Origin of the sequence: Devosia aquimaris, assembly GCF_020169335.1 — a bacterium.
GTDB classification, from domain to species: domain Bacteria; phylum Pseudomonadota; class Alphaproteobacteria; order Rhizobiales; family Devosiaceae; genus Devosia; species Devosia aquimaris.
On record NZ_JAIEZN010000001.1, the window covers coordinates 1,526,217 to 1,542,099 of the forward strand.

Annotated in this window: 20 protein-coding genes; all 20 read right to left on the reverse strand. The window is 60.9% G+C overall.

Going from position 1 to position 15,883, the window contains the following annotated elements; genetic code table 11:
• Window positions 1–14: 14 nt before the first annotated feature.
• The 20 genes from rplE to rpoC all read right to left on the reverse strand — a co-directional run bounded on the left by rplE (window position 15) and on the right by rpoC (window position 15,874).
• Window positions 15–572, reverse strand: a complete 558-nt coding sequence (gene rplE, locus K1177_RS07335; RefSeq protein WP_224702642.1) for a 50S ribosomal protein L5 — start codon at window positions 570–572, stop codon at window positions 15–17.
• Entirely contained in the window at window positions 565–876 is a 312-nt protein-coding gene (rplX, locus tag K1177_RS07340) for a 50S ribosomal protein L24 (protein ID WP_224702643.1), read from the reverse strand. The genes rplE and rplX overlap by 8 nt, the downstream gene beginning before the upstream one ends.
• A complete protein-coding gene (gene rplN, locus K1177_RS07345; protein WP_035102635.1) occupies window positions 876–1,244 on the reverse strand; it encodes a 50S ribosomal protein L14 in 369 nt (122 codons plus the stop codon). The genes rplX and rplN overlap by 1 nt, the downstream gene beginning before the upstream one ends.
• A gap of 62 nt (window positions 1,245–1,306) precedes the next feature.
• Window positions 1,307–1,558, reverse strand: a complete 252-nt coding sequence (gene rpsQ, locus K1177_RS07350; RefSeq protein WP_224702644.1) for a 30S ribosomal protein S17 — start codon at window positions 1,556–1,558, stop codon at window positions 1,307–1,309.
• A gap of 12 nt (window positions 1,559–1,570) precedes the next feature.
• Window positions 1,571–1,765, reverse strand: a complete 195-nt coding sequence (rpmC, locus tag K1177_RS07355; protein WP_137152189.1) for a 50S ribosomal protein L29 — start codon at window positions 1,763–1,765, stop codon at window positions 1,571–1,573.
• A gap of 11 nt (window positions 1,766–1,776) precedes the next feature.
• The gene (gene rplP / locus K1177_RS07360; RefSeq protein ID WP_108398529.1) at window positions 1,777–2,190 is read right to left on the reverse strand and encodes a 50S ribosomal protein L16; all 414 of its coding nucleotides are present in this window, start codon (window positions 2,188–2,190) and stop codon (window positions 1,777–1,779) included.
• Between the two features lie 15 nt (window positions 2,191–2,205).
• Window positions 2,206–2,946 (reverse strand): 30S ribosomal protein S3, encoded by a 741-nt coding sequence (gene rpsC, locus K1177_RS07365; protein WP_224702645.1) that lies wholly within the window; start codon window positions 2,944–2,946, stop codon window positions 2,206–2,208.
• Window positions 2,946–3,326, reverse strand: a complete 381-nt coding sequence (rplV, locus tag K1177_RS07370; protein ID WP_137152191.1) for a 50S ribosomal protein L22 — start codon at window positions 3,324–3,326, stop codon at window positions 2,946–2,948. The genes rpsC and rplV overlap by 1 nt, the downstream gene beginning before the upstream one ends.
• 1 nt (window position 3,327) lies before the next feature.
• Entirely contained in the window at window positions 3,328–3,606 is a 279-nt protein-coding gene (gene rpsS / locus K1177_RS07375) for a 30S ribosomal protein S19 (protein ID WP_137152192.1), read from the reverse strand.
• 3 nt (window positions 3,607–3,609) lie between these two features.
• Window positions 3,610–4,449 (reverse strand): 50S ribosomal protein L2, encoded by an 840-nt coding sequence (gene rplB, locus K1177_RS07380; protein ID WP_224702646.1) that lies wholly within the window; start codon window positions 4,447–4,449, stop codon window positions 3,610–3,612.
• Between the two features lie 16 nt (window positions 4,450–4,465).
• Window positions 4,466–4,759: a 50S ribosomal protein L23 gene (locus tag K1177_RS07385; RefSeq protein WP_224702647.1), complete on the reverse strand. Its 294-nt coding sequence runs from the start codon at window positions 4,757–4,759 to the stop codon at window positions 4,466–4,468.
• On the reverse strand, window positions 4,756–5,376 hold the full coding sequence (rplD, locus tag K1177_RS07390; protein WP_137152195.1) for a 50S ribosomal protein L4: 621 nt from the start codon (window positions 5,374–5,376) through the stop codon (window positions 4,756–4,758). The genes K1177_RS07385 and rplD overlap by 4 nt, the downstream gene beginning before the upstream one ends.
• Entirely contained in the window at window positions 5,377–6,078 is a 702-nt protein-coding gene (gene rplC / locus K1177_RS07395) for a 50S ribosomal protein L3 (protein ID WP_137152196.1), read from the reverse strand. It lies immediately after the preceding gene.
• Window positions 6,079–6,160: 82 nt separating this feature from the next.
• Window positions 6,161–6,469, reverse strand: coding sequence for a 30S ribosomal protein S10 (gene rpsJ / locus K1177_RS07400; protein ID WP_056232628.1), 309 nt, complete (start codon window positions 6,467–6,469; stop codon window positions 6,161–6,163).
• A 70-nt stretch (window positions 6,470–6,539) separates the two neighbouring features.
• Window positions 6,540–7,730: an elongation factor Tu gene (tuf, locus tag K1177_RS07405; protein WP_224702648.1), complete on the reverse strand. Its 1,191-nt coding sequence runs from the start codon at window positions 7,728–7,730 to the stop codon at window positions 6,540–6,542.
• A 56-nt stretch (window positions 7,731–7,786) separates the two neighbouring features.
• Window positions 7,787–9,877 carry an elongation factor G gene (fusA, locus tag K1177_RS07410; protein WP_224702649.1) on the reverse strand — a complete coding sequence of 697 codons (2,091 nt, stop codon included), beginning with the start codon at window positions 9,875–9,877 and terminating at the stop codon, window positions 7,787–7,789.
• 12 nt (window positions 9,878–9,889) lie between these two features.
• Window positions 9,890–10,360: a 30S ribosomal protein S7 gene (gene rpsG, locus K1177_RS07415; protein ID WP_137152199.1), complete on the reverse strand. Its 471-nt coding sequence runs from the start codon at window positions 10,358–10,360 to the stop codon at window positions 9,890–9,892.
• A gap of 12 nt (window positions 10,361–10,372) precedes the next feature.
• On the reverse strand, window positions 10,373–10,744 hold the full coding sequence (gene rpsL / locus K1177_RS07420) for a 30S ribosomal protein S12 (protein ID WP_046136734.1): 372 nt from the start codon (window positions 10,742–10,744) through the stop codon (window positions 10,373–10,375).
• Window positions 10,745–11,119: 375 nt separating this feature from the next.
• The gene (locus tag K1177_RS07425; protein ID WP_224702650.1) at window positions 11,120–11,566 is read right to left on the reverse strand and encodes a YdeI/OmpD-associated family protein; all 447 of its coding nucleotides are present in this window, start codon (window positions 11,564–11,566) and stop codon (window positions 11,120–11,122) included.
• Between the two features lie 123 nt (window positions 11,567–11,689).
• Window positions 11,690–15,874 carry a DNA-directed RNA polymerase subunit beta' gene (rpoC, locus tag K1177_RS07430; protein ID WP_224702651.1) on the reverse strand — a complete coding sequence of 1,395 codons (4,185 nt, stop codon included), beginning with the start codon at window positions 15,872–15,874 and terminating at the stop codon, window positions 11,690–11,692.
• Window positions 15,875–15,883 lie beyond the last annotated feature (9 nt).

Genomic DNA, 15,883 nt, shown 5'->3' on the forward strand with positions numbered 1-15,883 from the left:
CCTTCCCTATCCGCTTACTGGCGGAAGGGGAAGTTGAATGCCTTCAGCAGCGCACGCGCTTCATCATCGGTCTTGGCCGTCGTGGCAACCACGATGTCCATGCCCCAGATCTGGTCGATCTGATCATAATTGATCTCGGGGAAAATGATGTGTTCCTTGATGCCCATAGCATAGTTGCCACGGCCGTCGAAGGAATTTGCGTTCAGACCACGGAAGTCGCGGACGCGCGGCAGAGCGATGTTCACGAGACGGTCAAGAAACTCGTACATACGAGCCTTGCGCAGCGTGACCTTCACGCCCAGGGGCATGTTCTCGCGCACCTTGAAACCGGCGATCGACTTGCGAGCATAAGTGATGACGGGCTTCTGGCCAGCAATCTTCTCGAGCTCGGCAGCAGCCGACTTCACCTTCTTGGTGTCGTTGACGGCTTCGCCAACGCCGATGTTCAGCACGATCTTGTCCAGACGCGGCAGTTCCATCACGTTCTTGTAGCCGAACTGCTCGCGCAGGGCTGCCTTGATCGTGGTGTCATACTCGGCCCGCAGACGGGGAGTGTAAGCGGTCTCAGCCATCGATCGAATCTCCGGTCGACTTTGCGACGCGCGTCTTGACGCCGTCCTTGATCTGGAAACCAACGCGGGTGGGCTTGCCATCCTTGTCGGCGATCGCGAGGTTCGAAAGATGGATCGGCGCTTCCTTGGTGAAGATGCCGGCATCGGTCGACGCGGTCTGCTTGGTGTGACGACGCACCAGGTTGATACCCTGGACAATCGCCTTCGTTTCGGTCGGGATCACCGACAGGACCTGGCCAGTTTTGCCTTTGTCCTTGCCAGCAAGGACGACGACCTTATCGCCCTTCTTGATCTTGGCAGCCATTACAGCACCTCGGGTGCGAGCGAAATGATCTTCATGTGGTTCTTGGCGCGGAGCTCGCGCGGAACCGGTCCGAAGATACGGGTGCCGATCGGTTCTTTCTGATTGTTGATCAGAACCGCGGCGTTCTTGTCGAAACGGATCACCGTGCCGTCGGGGCGGCGAATGTCGAACGCGGTGCGAACCACCACGGCCTTCATGACCTGACCCTTCTTAACGCGGCCGCGCGGAATAGCGTCTTTGACCGAAACGACGATGATGTCGCCGACCGAAGCGTACTTGCGATGCGAGCCGCCCAGCACCTTGATGCACATGACACGACGCGCGCCGGAGTTATCCGCGACGTCGAGATTTGATTGCATCTGAATCATGACTGGATGCCTTCTTGTTAAATCGACCCGCCGTCCCCGGCTCGTCGACCTTGAAATCTAAACTACGCGGACGGAGCCGATGACTGATCCGTGACAAGCGTCCAGCGCTTGTTCTTGGAAATCGGCGCACATTCCTCGATCCACACGATCTGACCGACCTTGGCCAGGTTGGCCTCGTCGTGAGCGTGATACTTCTTGGACCGACGCACGGTCTTCTTCATGACCGGATGCGTGAAACGGCGCTCGACGCGCACCACGACCGTCTTATCATTGGCGTCGGAGACCACAGTCCCCTGCAAAACGCGCTTTGGCATGGTCGCGGCTCCTTACTTCGCTGCGTTCTTTTCGGCCAAGATCGTCTTGATCCGCGCGATATCGCGGCGAACCTTCTTGACCTCGGTCGGCTTTTCGAGCTGCTGGGTAGCACGCTGGAAACGCAGATTGAACTGTTCTTTCTTCAGGTCGACGAGCTGGTCCTTCAGTTCGTCTGCGGTCTTGCTCCGCACATCACTGGCTTTCATGCTCATCGTCCTTAGTCGGCAATGCGGGTAACAACCCGCGTCATGATCGGGAGCTTCATTGCGCCGAGGCGCAGGGCTTCCTTGGCAACGTCCTCGGGGACGCCGTCGATCTCGAATACGATACGACCGGGCTTGACGCGGGCGGCCCAGAATTCAACAGAACCCTTGCCCTTACCCATACGCACTTCGGTCGGCTTCTTGGACACCGGCAGATCCGGGAAAATACGGATCCACACACGGCCCTGGCGCTTCATTTCACGGGTGATCGCGCGGCGAGCCGCTTCGATCTGACGAGCCGTGACGCGCTCGGGTTCGGTGGCCTTCAAGGCATACTGGCCGAAAGCCAGCTCGGTACCGCCCTTGGCAACGCCATGGATACGGCCCTTGTGAGCCTTGCGGAACTTGGTCTTCTTAGGTTGCAGCATAATGAACTAACCTTCTTATGCGCGTTCGCGATCGCGATCGCCACGCTCGCGGCGCGGTTCGCGCTCAGTACGCTGGCCACCCTGATCGGCACCTTCGGTGGCGCGACGCTCATGAGCGGACGGATCATGCTCAAGGACTTCGCCCTTGAAGATCCACACCTTGATACCAATGATGCCGTAGGTGGTCTTCGCCTCGGCAGTGCCATAGTCGATGTCCGCACGCAGCGTGTGCAGCGGAACGCGACCTTCGCGATACCATTCGGTACGGGCAATGTCGGCGCCGCCAAGACGGCCACCAACGTTGACGCGGATACCGCCGGCGCCCATGCGGATCGAGGTCTGCACGGCGCGCTTCATGGCGCGACGGAAGGCCACGCGGCGTTCCAGCTGCTGGGCAATGCCCTGGGCAACCAGCGTCGCATCGGTCTCGGGCTTGCGCACTTCAACGATGTTGATGTGCACCTCGCTGTCGGTGAACTGCTTCACCTTGGCGCGGATCTTGTCGATGTCAGCGCCCTTCTTGCCGATCACGATGCCCGGACGGGCGGTGTGGATCGACACGCGGCACTTGCGGTGCGGACGCTCGATGACGATCTTGGAGACTGCAGCAGCCTTGAGATCTTCAAGCAGCATGGTGCGGATCTTCAGGTCTTCCTGAAGCAGCGAACCATATTCGCCCTTGTTGGCGTACCAGCGGCTGTCCCAAGTCCGGTTGATGCCCAGACGGAAGCCGATTGGATTGATCTTCTGGCCCATTATGCGGCCTCCTCAACTTGCCGGACGACGATCGTCAGATGCGCAAACGGCTTCTGGATCTGCGAAGACCGGCCACGACCGCGAGCGGTGAAGCGCTTCATGACCAGCGAATTACCAACGAAGGCTTCGGCAACGACGAGGGCGTCGGTATCAAGGCCGTGATTGTTTTCGGCGTTCGCGATGGCGCTTTCCAGCACCTTCTTGACCTGGCCGGAGATCCGCTTGTGGCTGAATTCGAGTTCGGCCAGAGCCTTCTCGACCTTCTTGCCACGGATCAACTGCGCGACGAGGTTCAGCTTCTGAGGGCTGATGCGCAGCATGCGCAGAACAGCCTTAGCCTCGTTGTCCTTGAGAGCGCGCTCAGTTTTTGGCTTGCCCATATTACTTCCTCTTGGCCTTCTTGTCGGCCGCGTGACCGTAGTAGGTACGGGTCGGTGCGAATTCGCCGAACTTGTGACCGATCATGTCTTCGGTGACGCTGACCGGAATGTGCTTCTGGCCATTGTGAACGCCGAACGTGATGCCCACGAACTGCGGCAGGATGGTCGAGCGGCGGCTCCAGATCTTGACCACATCGTTGCGGCCAGATGCCAGGGCCTTCTCGGCCTTCTTGAGCATGTAGCCGTCGACGAACGGCCCCTTCCAGATTGAACGGGTCATGGCTTACCTGCCCTTCTTCACGTGACGGCTGCGAACGATGAACTTGTCCGTTGCCTTGTTGCTGCGGGTCTTCTTGCCCTTGGTCGGCTTGCCCCACGGGGTCACCGGATGACGGCCACCAGACGTGCGACCTTCACCACCACCATGCGGGTGATCGACCGGGTTCATGGTCACGCCGCGGTTGACCGGGCGACGACCGAGCCAACGCGAACGACCGGCCTTGCCGAGCGAGGTGTTGGAGTGGTCCTGGTTGGACACGGCACCGACGGTGGCAAGGCACGAGCCATGCACACGACGCTGCTCACCCGAGTTCAGGCGAAGGATCGCCCAACCCTGGTCGCGACCGACGTACTGGGCATAAGCACCAGCCGAACGGGCCACCTGGCCGCCCTTGCGGGGCTTGAGCTCGATGTTGTGCACGATCGTACCGACCGGCATGCGCTCGAGCGGCATGGCATTGCCCGGCTTCACGTCGACGGTGTTCATCGACGAGATGACCTTGTCGCCGGCCGACAGACGCTGGGGCGCAACGATATAGGCGAGCTCGCCGTCTTCGTACTTCACCAGAGCGATCCAGGCCGTACGGTTCGGATCATATTCCAGGCGCTCGATCGTCCCGACCACGTCAAACTTGACGCGCTTGAAGTCGATCATGCGGTAGGTGCGCTTATGACCGCCACCACGATGGTAGGCAGTGATGCGACCGCGGTTGTTGCGACCACCGGACTTGGAGAGGCCTTCGGTCAGGGTCTTGACCGGCTTGCCCTTCCACAGTTCCGAACGATCGGTCGTCACGAGCTGACGACGGCCTTCGGAGGTGGGATTGTAAGTTTTAAGAGCCATTTTTCTGTCTCTTCCCTTAGAGGCCGGTCGAAATGTCGATCGACTGGCCGTCGACGAGGGTCACGATCGCCTTCTTGACGTCGTTGCGCGTGCCAATCTTGCCACGGAAGCGCTTCACCTTGCCCTTGCGGACCAGGGTGTTGACTGCCTTGACCTTGACCGAGAACAGCTGCTCGACGGCAGCCTTGATGTCGGTCTTGTTGGCATCGATCGCCACGTCGAAAACGACCTGGTTGTTTTCCGAAGCCATCGTGGACTTTTCAGTCACGACGGGGTTCCGAACGATGTCGTATGCGGCAAGCTTGTTCATGCGAACCTCGCTTCGAGCGCTTCGAGCGCTGCCTTGGTCAGGACGAGCTTGTCGCGCTTGAGGATCGACACAACGTTGATCCCCTGCACCGGCAGCACGTCGATGTGCGGGATGTTGCGGGCAGCCAGAGCGAAGTTCTGGTCCACGGCAGCACCGTCGATGATCAGGGCGTTCGACCATTCCAGCTTGCCGAAAGTGGCGAGCAGGCCAGCGGTCTTGGCTTCCTTCTGGGCAACGCTGTCAACGACGATCAGCGAGCCGGACTTGATCTTGGACGACAGCGCATGCTTGAGCGCCAGAGCCCGGACCTTCTTGGGAAGATCGATGGCATGGCTGCGCGGGGTCGGACCGAATGCACGGCCGCCGCCACGGAACTGCGGAGCCTTGCGATCGCCATGACGTGCGCCGCCCGAGCCCTTCTGCTTGACGAACTTCTTGCCCGTGCGGACGCCTTCCGAACGATTCTTGACGTCGTGCGTACCGGCCATCGCCTTGAGCTGCTGGTAGCGAACCATGCGGTGCAGAATATCCTGGCGGACTTCCAGACCGAAGACGTCGTCAGCGAGCTGGATGGTACCAGCGGCCTTGCCGTCGAGGGTTGTGACCTTGAGTTCCATTTAGTTACCTTCCCCCGCGACTTCAGCGGCGGCCTTGAACGAACCCGGGAAAGCAGCGCCCTTGGGGGCAGGCTTCTTCACAGCGTCCTTGATCATGATCCAAGCGCCCTTGGCGCCGGGAACCGAACCCTGGATCATGATCAAACCGCGCTCGACGTCGGTCTTGACGACCTTGACGTTCTGCGTGGTTATGCGACGATCGCCCATGTGGCCCGGCATCTTCTTGTTCTTGAAGGTCTTACCCGGGTCCTGACGACCACCGGTAGAACCGATCGAGCGGTGCGAAACCGACACGCCGTGCGTTGCACGCAGGCCGCCGAAGTTCCAGCGCTTCATACCGCCGGCAAAGCCCTTACCGATCGAAGTGCCGGTGACGTCCACCAGCTGGCCTTCGATGAAGTGGTCTGCCTGCAGCGTTGCGCCAACCTCGATGAGGTTTGCCTCGTCAACGCGGAACTCCGCGACATGACGCTTGGGCTCGACCTTGGCAGCAGCGAACTGGCCGCGCTCGGCCTTGCTCGTGTTCTTCGCCTTGGCCTGGCCTGCGCCAAGCTGCAATGCGACATAGCCGTCCTTGTCAGCCGTCCGCTGGCCCACCACCTGGCAGTTCTGCAGGCCCAGCACCGTCACCGGGACGTGCGAGCCGTCCTCAGCGAAAATGCGGGTCATGCCCAGCTTCTGTGCGATCAATCCAGAACGCATCGGTTATTACCTTCTCTCTTGGCGCCGTACCGGGTCATGGTTTCAGAGGACCCTTTGTTTGGTAGGCGCGGAAACTTCTGTCTTAGAGCTTGATTTCGACGTCGACGCCGGCGGCGAGATCGAGCTTCATCAGCGCATCAACCGTCTGGGGAGTCGGGTCCACAATGTCCAGCAGACGCTTGTGGGTCCGGATCTCGAACTGCTCGCGCGACTTCTTGTCGATGTGCGGCGAGCGGTTGACGGTAAACTTGTCGATTCGCGTCGGCAGCGGGATAGGACCGCGAACCTGCGCGCCCGTACGCTTGGCCGTCGAGACGATCTCACGCGTGGACGCGTCGAGAACGCGATGGTCAAACGCCTTGAGGCGAATGCGAATATTCTGACCGTTCATCTTTGTAAATCCTGACGAAAATGGATCGCAGCGCGCGTTGATCCGCGCGCTGCGAATGTCTCAATAAGGCTTACTTCAGGATCTTCGCGACGACGCCGGCGCCGACGGTGCGGCCACCCTCACGGATAGCGAAGCGGAGCTTCTCTTCCATGGCGATCGGAACGATGAGCTGAACGTTCATGTTGATGTTGTCGCCCGGCATAACCATTTCCGTGCCTTCCGGCAGGGTCACGATGCCCGTCACGTCCGTGGTACGGAAGTAGAACTGGGGACGGTAGTTGCCGAAGAACGGAGTGTGACGGCCGCCTTCTTCCTTGGTGAGGATATAGGCCTCAGCAACGAAGTCGGTGTGCGGGGTAACCGAACCGGGCTTGCACAGCACCTGGCCGCGCTCAACCTGGGTGCGGTCGATACCGCGGATCAGGGCACCGATGTTGTCGCCAGCCTGGCCCGAGTCGAGCAGCTTGCGGAACATTTCGACGCCGGTCACGGTGGTCTTCTGGGTTGCCTTGATGCCGACGATTTCGACTTCTTCGCCAACCTTGACGATGCCGCGTTCGACACGGCCGGTCACCACGGTACCGCGACCCGAGATCGAGAACACGTCTTCGATCGGGAGCAGGAAGGGCTGGTCAACCGGGCGCTCGGGCTGCGGGATGTAGGAGTCCACAGCAGCCATCAGCTCGAGAACGGCGTCATGGCCGAGCTTCTTGTCGGAATCTTCGAGAGCGGCCAGAGCCGAGCCCTTGATGATCGGGATATCGTCGCCGGGGAACTCGTACGAGGACAGCAGTTCACGGACTTCGAGCTCAACGAGTTCGAGCAGTTCCGGATCGTCGACCATGTCGCACTTGTTCAGGAACACCACCAGGGCGGGCACGCCAACCTGACGGGCCAGCAGGATGTGCTCGCGGGTCTGGGGCATCGGGCCGTCGGCAGCCGACACGACCAGGATCGCGCCGTCCATCTGGGCAGCGCCGGTGATCATGTTCTTCACATAGTCGGCGTGGCCGGGGCAGTCCACGTGGGCGTAGTGACGGTTGGTCGTCTCATACTCAACGTGAGCGGTGTTGATGGTGATGCCGCGTGCCTTTTCTTCGGGGGCAGCGTCAATCTGGTCGTACGCCTTGAAGGTCGCGCCACCGGTCTCAGCAAGGATCTTGGTGATCGCTGCGGTCAGCGAGGTCTTGCCATGGTCAACGTGACCGATGGTGCCGATGTTGCAGTGAGGCTTATTGCGGGAAAATTTTTCCTTGCCCATCGCTTCTCTCCGTATTCGTTAGCCCTGCGGCCAACCTTGAGTTTCAGTTTATTGTTTTAGGCGTACTTGGCCTGGACTTCGTCGGCGACTGCCTGCGGAACCTGCTCGTAGTGATCGAACGTCATCGAGTACTGTGCACGGCCCTGGCTCATCGAGCGCAGGGAGTTCACGTAGCCGAACATGTTCGCCAGAGGGACGAAGGCATTCACGACCTGGAGGACGCCACGGCTTTCAGTGCCCTGGATCTGACCACGCCGAGAATTCAGGTCGCCGATGACGTCGCCCATGTAGTCTTCCGGCGTGACAACTTCAACCTTCATGATCGGCTCAAGGATCTTGGGAGATGCCTTGCGGATCGCTTCGTTGAAGCCGGCGCGACCGGCGATTTCGAACGCCAGCACCGAGGAGTCGACGTCGTGGTAAGCGCCTTCGGTGAGCGTCACCTTCACGTCCACGATCGGGAACCCGATCAGCGGACCGGCGCCCATCACCGACTTCACGCCCTTTTCGACGCCCGGGATGTATTCCTTGGGAACCGAACCGCCGACGACGGCGTTGACGAACTCGAGGCCCTTGCCCACTTCGCCCGGCTCGATGGAGAGCTTGACGCGGGCGAACTGACCCGAACCACCCGACTGCTTCTTGTGGGTATAGTCCACATTGGCAGGCTTGGTGATCGTTTCGCGGTAAGCCACCTGCGGCTGACCGACGTTGGCCTCGACCTTGAACTCGCGGCGCATGCGGTCGACGAGAATGTCGAGGTGAAGTTCACCCATGCCCGAGATGATGGTCTGGCCGGATTCTTCGTCGGTCTTGACGCGGAAGCTCGGATCTTCGGCAGCCAGGCGATTGAGCGCCAGGCCCATCTTTTCCTGGTCGGCCTTCGACTTCGGCTCAACCGAGATGTCGATAACCGGCTCGGGGAACACCATGCGCTCCAGGATAACCTGGGAGTTCTGTGCGCACAGGGTATCGCCCGTGGTGGTGTCCTTCAGGCCCACGATGGCCACGATGTCGCCGGCAAAGGCTTCCGTGATCTGCTCGCGGCTGTTGGCGTGCATCTGGAACATACGACCAACGCGTTCGCGCTTTTCCTTGACCGTGTTTTCCAGCATGGCGCCCTGCTCGATGTGACCCGAGTAGATGCGGCAGAAGGTCAGCGAGCCCATGTGCGGGTCGTTGGCGATCTTGAAGGCCAGCATGGACAGCGGCTCGGCATCGTCAGCATGACGCTCGATCGGCTGTTCGGTCTTGGCGTCGATGCCCTGGATGGCAGGAACGTCAGACGGCGACGGCAGGAAGTCGATCACGCCGTCCAGCAGGGGCTGCACGCCCTTGTTCTTGAACGCCGAGCCAGCAAAGATCAGGAAGAACTTCGCATCGATCGTGCCACGGCGCAGCAGGCGACGGATGGTGTCGTTGTTCGGCACTTCGCCGTTCAGGTACGATTCCATCGCATCGTCGTCGAGCTCGACGGCGGCTTCGATCATCTGCTCGCGGTACTTGGCGGCAGCGGCCTTGAGGTCGTCCGGGATCTCGACAACGTCCCACTGGGCACCCAGCTCTTCGTTGCGCCAGACCAGGGCGTTCATCTCGATCAGGTCGACAACGCCCTTGAACTCGTTCTCGGCGCCGATCGGCAGCTGAACGGGAACAGCGCGGGCACCCAGACGGGAGCCGATCATCTCGACGCAGCGATAGAAATCGGCGCCGATCTTGTCCATCTTGTTGACGAACACCAGACGCGGCACGTGGTACTTGTCAGCCTGGCGCCAGACGGTTTCGGTCTGGGGTTCGACACCGGCGTTGGCATCGAGCAGGGCAACAGCACCGTCGAGCACGCGCAGCGAACGCTCGACTTCAATGGTGAAGTCCACGTGGCCGGGGGTGTCGATGATGTTGAAGCGGTGCTGGACGCCCGAACGGTCTTTCCAGAACGTGGTCGTGGCAGCCGAGGTGATGGTGATGCCGCGTTCCTGCTCCTGCTCCATCCAGTCCATGGTCGCAGCGCCGTCGTGGACTTCGCCGATCTTATGGGACTTGCCGGTGTAGTAGAGGATGCGTTCGGTCGTGGTCGTCTTGCCAGCATCGATGTGAGCCATGATGCCGAAGTTACGATACAGCTTAATCGGGTATTCGCGTGCCATGTGGCGCTCCTACTACCAGCGGTAGTGCGAGAAGGCACGGTTGGCGTCAGCCATACGGTGCGTATCTTCGCGCTTCTTGACGGCCTGACCGCGGCCATTGAGGGCATCCATGAGCTCGCCGGAGAGGCGTTCACGCATGGTGTTCTCACCGCGCTTGCGGGCGGATTCGATCAGCCAGCGAATGGCCAGGGCCTGCTGACGATCGGCACGGACTTCAACCGGAACCTGGTACGTGGCACCGCCAACGCGGCGCGAACGCACTTCGACGGAAGGACGGATATTGTCCAGGGCAGTGTGGAACACCGTGATCGGGTCCTGCTTGGACTTGGCTTCGACGATGTCGAAGGCACCGTAAACGATGCTTTCGGCAGCCGACTTCTTGCCGTCCTTCATGAGGGAATTCATGAACTTGGTAAGGACGAGATCGCCGAACTTTGCGTCCGGAATAACGTCACGCTTTTCTGCGCGGTGGCGACGGGACATAGATCTATCTCCTTACTTCGGACGCTTCGCGCCGTACTTGGACCGGCGCTGCTTGCGATCCTTGACGCTCTGCGTGTCGAGGACACCGCGGAGCACGTGGTAGCGAACGCCCGGAAGGTCGCGAACGCGGCCGCCACGGATCAGGACCACGGAGTGTTCCTGCAGGTTGTGGCCTTCGCCCGGAATATACGAGATCACTTCACGCGAATTGGTGAGGCGGACCTTGGCAACCTTACGCAGCGCCGAGTTCGGCTTCTTCGGGGTGGTCGTATACACACGAGAACAAACGCCGCGCTTCTGCGGGTTTGCTTCCATTGCCGGAACCTTGTTCCGCTTTGGCTTGCTGGCGCGTGGTTTGCGGATCAGCTGATTAATGGTGGGCATTTCGCTCTTTCCATCGTCCAAAATTCATTGCGGTCTAAACAAACCAAACCAAAACGGCGCTCATCCGACCCCCTCAAGGGGAACGGCGGCGCCTTAATTGCAGCGGACCACCCCAAAAGGAGCAGTCATGCGCACAAGGATTTGCTTCGTCTAGTTACCCGACAGTGTGTTTGAGTGTCCTGGATGCCCGCACAAGATGGCAGGTACCCGGTGTGACAATCACGACCGACCGCTTAGGTAGGGGCTGTTTAGTGCCGACTCTCTTTTGCGTCAAGGATTCTTTCGTGAAAAAACCGTGCGGCTGCCATGCACAGGCTTGCCATCAGTTCACGATGCTGTCTTGGCCATGCTTGAGGCGGTAGCCCTGCCCCTGCTCTACCCCGCCGACCCGACCATCGTCGAGAGCACCTTTTCGATCCGTCGCTGACGCGTCTCTTCTGTCCTGGCATCGGTGACAGAGAGCACATGGCGTAGCTGCTGGCTGTAGCTGAGGCTTGAAAATGCCGCCTGCGCTGCCGGATTTTCAGCCAGCTTCGCGGCCAGATCCTCTGGAACAACCACTTCACGGGGCGTTTCGTCGCGCTCGAGCTGCACCGTAACGGCATCACCGCCCTTGAGTCCGGACGCCTGCCGGCGCTCGGCACTGAGCGGAATGAGGAATTTGCCGCCCATTACGCCCACGGTACTGCGATAGGTAAAGCTGCCGATCGTTATGACAACGGCCGGTTTCTTGTCGCCACCCAAGGCTTCGATCACCGCCGGCGGCACTTCGATGCCGGTATTGTTGCCCATCTGGGCGATCTGCGTCTCAAAGCTGGGCATGCGGCGACCTCCTCCACGGCGCCAGTCTGCCACGCCGCATCCGCAAGACAATCAGCAAAACCAAGGGGCAAAAAGAAAGGGGACCTTGCGGCCCCCTTCCCTCGATCAATCTTGTGTCGATGCTTACTCGGCGGCGGGCGCCGGGATCTGCACCGTGTTGGCCTGGCGGCGACGCTCGTCCAGGATCAGGTCATCGCGCTTGGAGGCGATGAGCTTGGCCGACGAGATGCCTGCGCCGGTACCGGCCGGGATCAGACGACCCACGATCACGTTCTCCTTGAGGCCTTCGAGCAGGTCGGCCTTGCCGGACACTGCAGCCTCGGTGAGCACGCGGGTGGTTTCCTGGAAGGAAGCCGCCGAAACGAACGAGCGGGTCTGCAGCGACGCCTTGGTGATGCCCAGCAGAACCGGGTTGGCCGTCGCCGGCTTCTTGCCGTCAGCGACCAGGGCGTCGTTGAGCTCGTCAAAGTCCAGCTTGTCGAGCTGCTCGTCCTTGAGCAGGCCGGACTCACCGGGATCGACGATCTCGACCTTCTGCAGCATCTGGCGAACGATCACCTCGATGTGCTTGTCGTTGATCAGCACGCCCTGCAGACGATAGACCTCCTGGATTTCATTGACGAGGTAACGAGCAAGCTCTTCCACGCCCTTGATGGCCAGGATGTCATGCGGCGCCGGGTTGCCGTCCAGGATATATTCACCCTTTTCAATGGCATCGCCTTCCTGAAGGTGGAACGGCTTGCCCTTGGGGATCAGATATTCGACAGGCTCGGCACCCTCATCATGCGGCTCGATGATGACGCGACGCTTGTTCTTGTAGTCGCGGCCAAAGCGGATGGTGCCATCGATCTCGGCGATGATGGCGTGATCCTTGGGACGACGGGCTTCGAACAGTTCCGCCACGCGCGGCAGACCGCCCGTGATGTCCTTGGTCTTGGCGCTTTCCAGCGGAATACGCGCCAGCACGTCACCGGGCGAGACCTTCTCGCCGGGCTCGACCGCGATAACGGCGTCAACCGAGAGCAGGTAACGGGCATCGCCACCACGTTCCACCTTCTGCACGGCACCGCCACGAGCGATGGCGATCGCGGGCTTGAGGCCCTCGCCACGCTGGTTGGTGCGCCAGTCGATGACAACGCGCTTGGTGAAGCCGGTCGCCTCGTCGGTGTTTTCGGCAACCGAAGCGCCGTCCACCAGATCCTCGAACACGACCTCGCCCTCGACCTCGGCCAGAACCGGACGGGTGTAGGGGTCCCATTCGGCCAGGCGCTGACCACGGCGAACCGCGTCACCTTCCTTGACCAGGAGCTTGGAACCATAGGTCACCTTGTGGGTGGCGCGTTCCTTGCCCTCGGCATCCAGGATAGCGAGCGAGACGTTACGGGCCATGACGACGAGCTTGCCGCCCTCGACCTTGACCACGTTCGGGTTGCGGATGGCGATGGTGCCTTCTGCGCCCGACTCCAGGAACGAGGAGTCAACCACCTGTGCCGTGCCACCGATGTGGAACGTGCGCATGGTCAGCTGCGTACCGGGTTCACCGATCGACTGTGCGGCGATAACGCCCACAGCTTCACCCATGTTCACGGGGGTACCGCGAGCAAGGTCACGGCCATAGCAGGCCGCGCAGGTGCCCTGGCGCATGTCGCAGGTCAGCGGGGAGCGGATACGGATCGACTGGATCCGGGCCTCTTCGATGATCTCGACATGCTTTTCTTCCAGCATCGTGCCCTTGGCGGCGATCAGGTCGCCGGTCAGGGGATGGAAGATGTCGTCGGCAGCCGTACGACCCAGAACGCGCTGGCCGATGGAGGCCACAACCTGGCCGGCATCAACGATCGGTTCCATGGTCAGGCCGCGCTCGGTGCCGCAGTCGGTGGACACGATGATCGCGTCCTGCGCCACGTCCACCAGACGACGGGTCAGGTAACCCGAGTTTGCCGTCTTCAGAGCGGTGTCGGCCAGACCCTTGCGGGCACCGTGGGTGGAGTTGAAGTACTCCAGCACGTTCAGGCCTTCCTTGAAGTTAGCCGTGATCGGGGTCTCGATGATCGAGCCGTCCGGACGGGCCATCAGGCCGCGCATGCCGGCCAGCTGCTTCATCTGGGCCGGTGAACCACGGGCGCCGGAGTGGCTCATCATGTAAACCGAGTTGATCGGCTTCTGACGACCCGTCTCCTGGTCGATCTGGACGGTACGGATAGCGTCCATCATCTCTTCGGCGACCTTGTCACCGCACTTGGCCCAGGCGTCGACCACCTTGTTGTACTTCTCGCCCTGAGTGATCAGGCCGTCGTTGTACTGCTGCTCGAACTCTTCGACCTGCTTCCGGGCGGCGTCCACGATGGTGTACTTGGACGCCGGGATCACCATGTCGTCCTTGCCGAACGAGATGCCAGCGTCGCAGGCGTTCTTGAAGCCAAGCTGCATGACGCGGTCACAGAAGATCACGGTCTCCTTCTGACCGCAGCCACGATAAACCGTGTCGATCATCTTGGAGATCATCTTCTTGGTCATCAGCTGGTTGGCCGTCGCGAACGGCACAGCCGGATGCTTGGGCAGGATCTGGCCGATCAGCATGCGACCAGGCGTGGTCTCCACGATCTCGGTGGTTTCCTTGCCGTCCGCGTCGAAGGCCGTGACACGGCCTTTGATCTTGGTGTGCAGCGTGACGATCTTGTTGTCGAGCGCATGCTCGAGCTCGGCATAGGAGCCGAACGCCATGCCCTGACCCGGCTCGTTCTCATTCATGAGCGAGAGGTAGTACAGGCCCAGCACGATGTCCTGGCTCGGCACGATGATCGGCTGGCCGTTGGCAGGGTGCAGGATGTTGTTGGTCGACATCATCAGCACGCGCGCTTCCAGCTGCGCTTCGAGCGACAGCGGGACGTGCACGGCCATCTGGTCGCCGTCGAAGTCGGCATTGAAGGCCGAGCAGACGAGCGGGTGCAGACGGATGGCCTTGCCTTCGATCAGCATGGGCTCGAAGGCCTGGATGCCCAGACGGTGCAGCGTGGGCGCGCGGTTCAGCAGAACCGGGTGCTCGCGGATGACCTCGTCCAGGATATCCCAGACCTCGGGCTTTTCCTTCTCGACCAGCTTCTTGGCCTGCTTGACCGTCGAGCTGAAGCCCTTGGCCTCGAGGCGCGAGTAGATGAAGGGCTTGAACAGCTCAAGCGCCATCTTCTTGGGCAGACCGCACTGGTGCAGCTTCAGGTTCGGACCCACGGTGATCACCGAACGGCCCGAATAGTCCACGCGCTTGCCGAGCAGGTTCTGACGGAAGCGGCCCTGCTTGCCCTTGAGCATGTCGGACAGCGACTTCAGCGGACGCTTGTTGGCACCGGTGATGGTGCGGCCACGGCGGCCGTTGTCGAACAGCGCGTCCACAGCTTCCTGCAGCATGCGCTTTTCGTTGCGGATGATGATGTCAGGCGCACGCAGCTCGATCAGGCGCTTCAAGCGGTTGTTGCGGTTGATGACGCGGCGATAGAGATCGTTCAGGTCCGACGTGGCGAAACGGCCACCATCCAGCGGCACCAGCGGGCGCAGCTCGGGCGGAATGACCGGGATCACCGTCATGATCATCCACTCGGGCTTGTTGCCCGACACGATGAACTGCTCGACGATCTTGAGGCGCTTGGCCAGCTTCTTGGGCTTCAGCTCGGTGGTCGACTCGGCGATTTCCACGCGCAGGTCGGCCGCGATCTTCTCCAGGTCAAGGGCGAGCAGGATGTCGCGAATGGCTTCGGCGCCGATCTTGGCGGTGAAGCTGTCGGCACCATATTCGTCCTGGGCATCCAGATACTGCTCTTCGTTCAGCAGCTCATGCTGGGTGAACGGGGTCAGGCCGGGATCGAGAACGACGTAGTTCTCGAAATACAGGATGCGCTCGATGTCCTTCAGGGTCATGTCGAGCAGCAGCGCGATGCGGGACGGCAGCGACTTCAGGAACCAGATGTGCGCAACCGGAGCGGCCAGCTCGATATGGCCCATGCGCTCACGGCGAACGCGGCTGAGCGTGACTTCAACGCCGCACTTCTCGCAGATCACGCCCTTGAACTTCATGCGCTTGTACTTGCCGCACAGGCACTCATAGTCCTTCACAGGGCCAAAGATGCGCGCGCAGAACAGGCCATCGCGTTCGGGCTTGAACGTACGATAGTTGATGGTTTCCGGCTTCTTGATCTCGCCATAGGACCAGGAAAGGATCTTTTCCGGGCTCGCGATGGAGATCTTCATCTGGTCGAAGGTCTGCACCGGAACGGCCGGGTTGAACGGGTCCATGACGTGGGAATGATGATTCATCAATTCTCT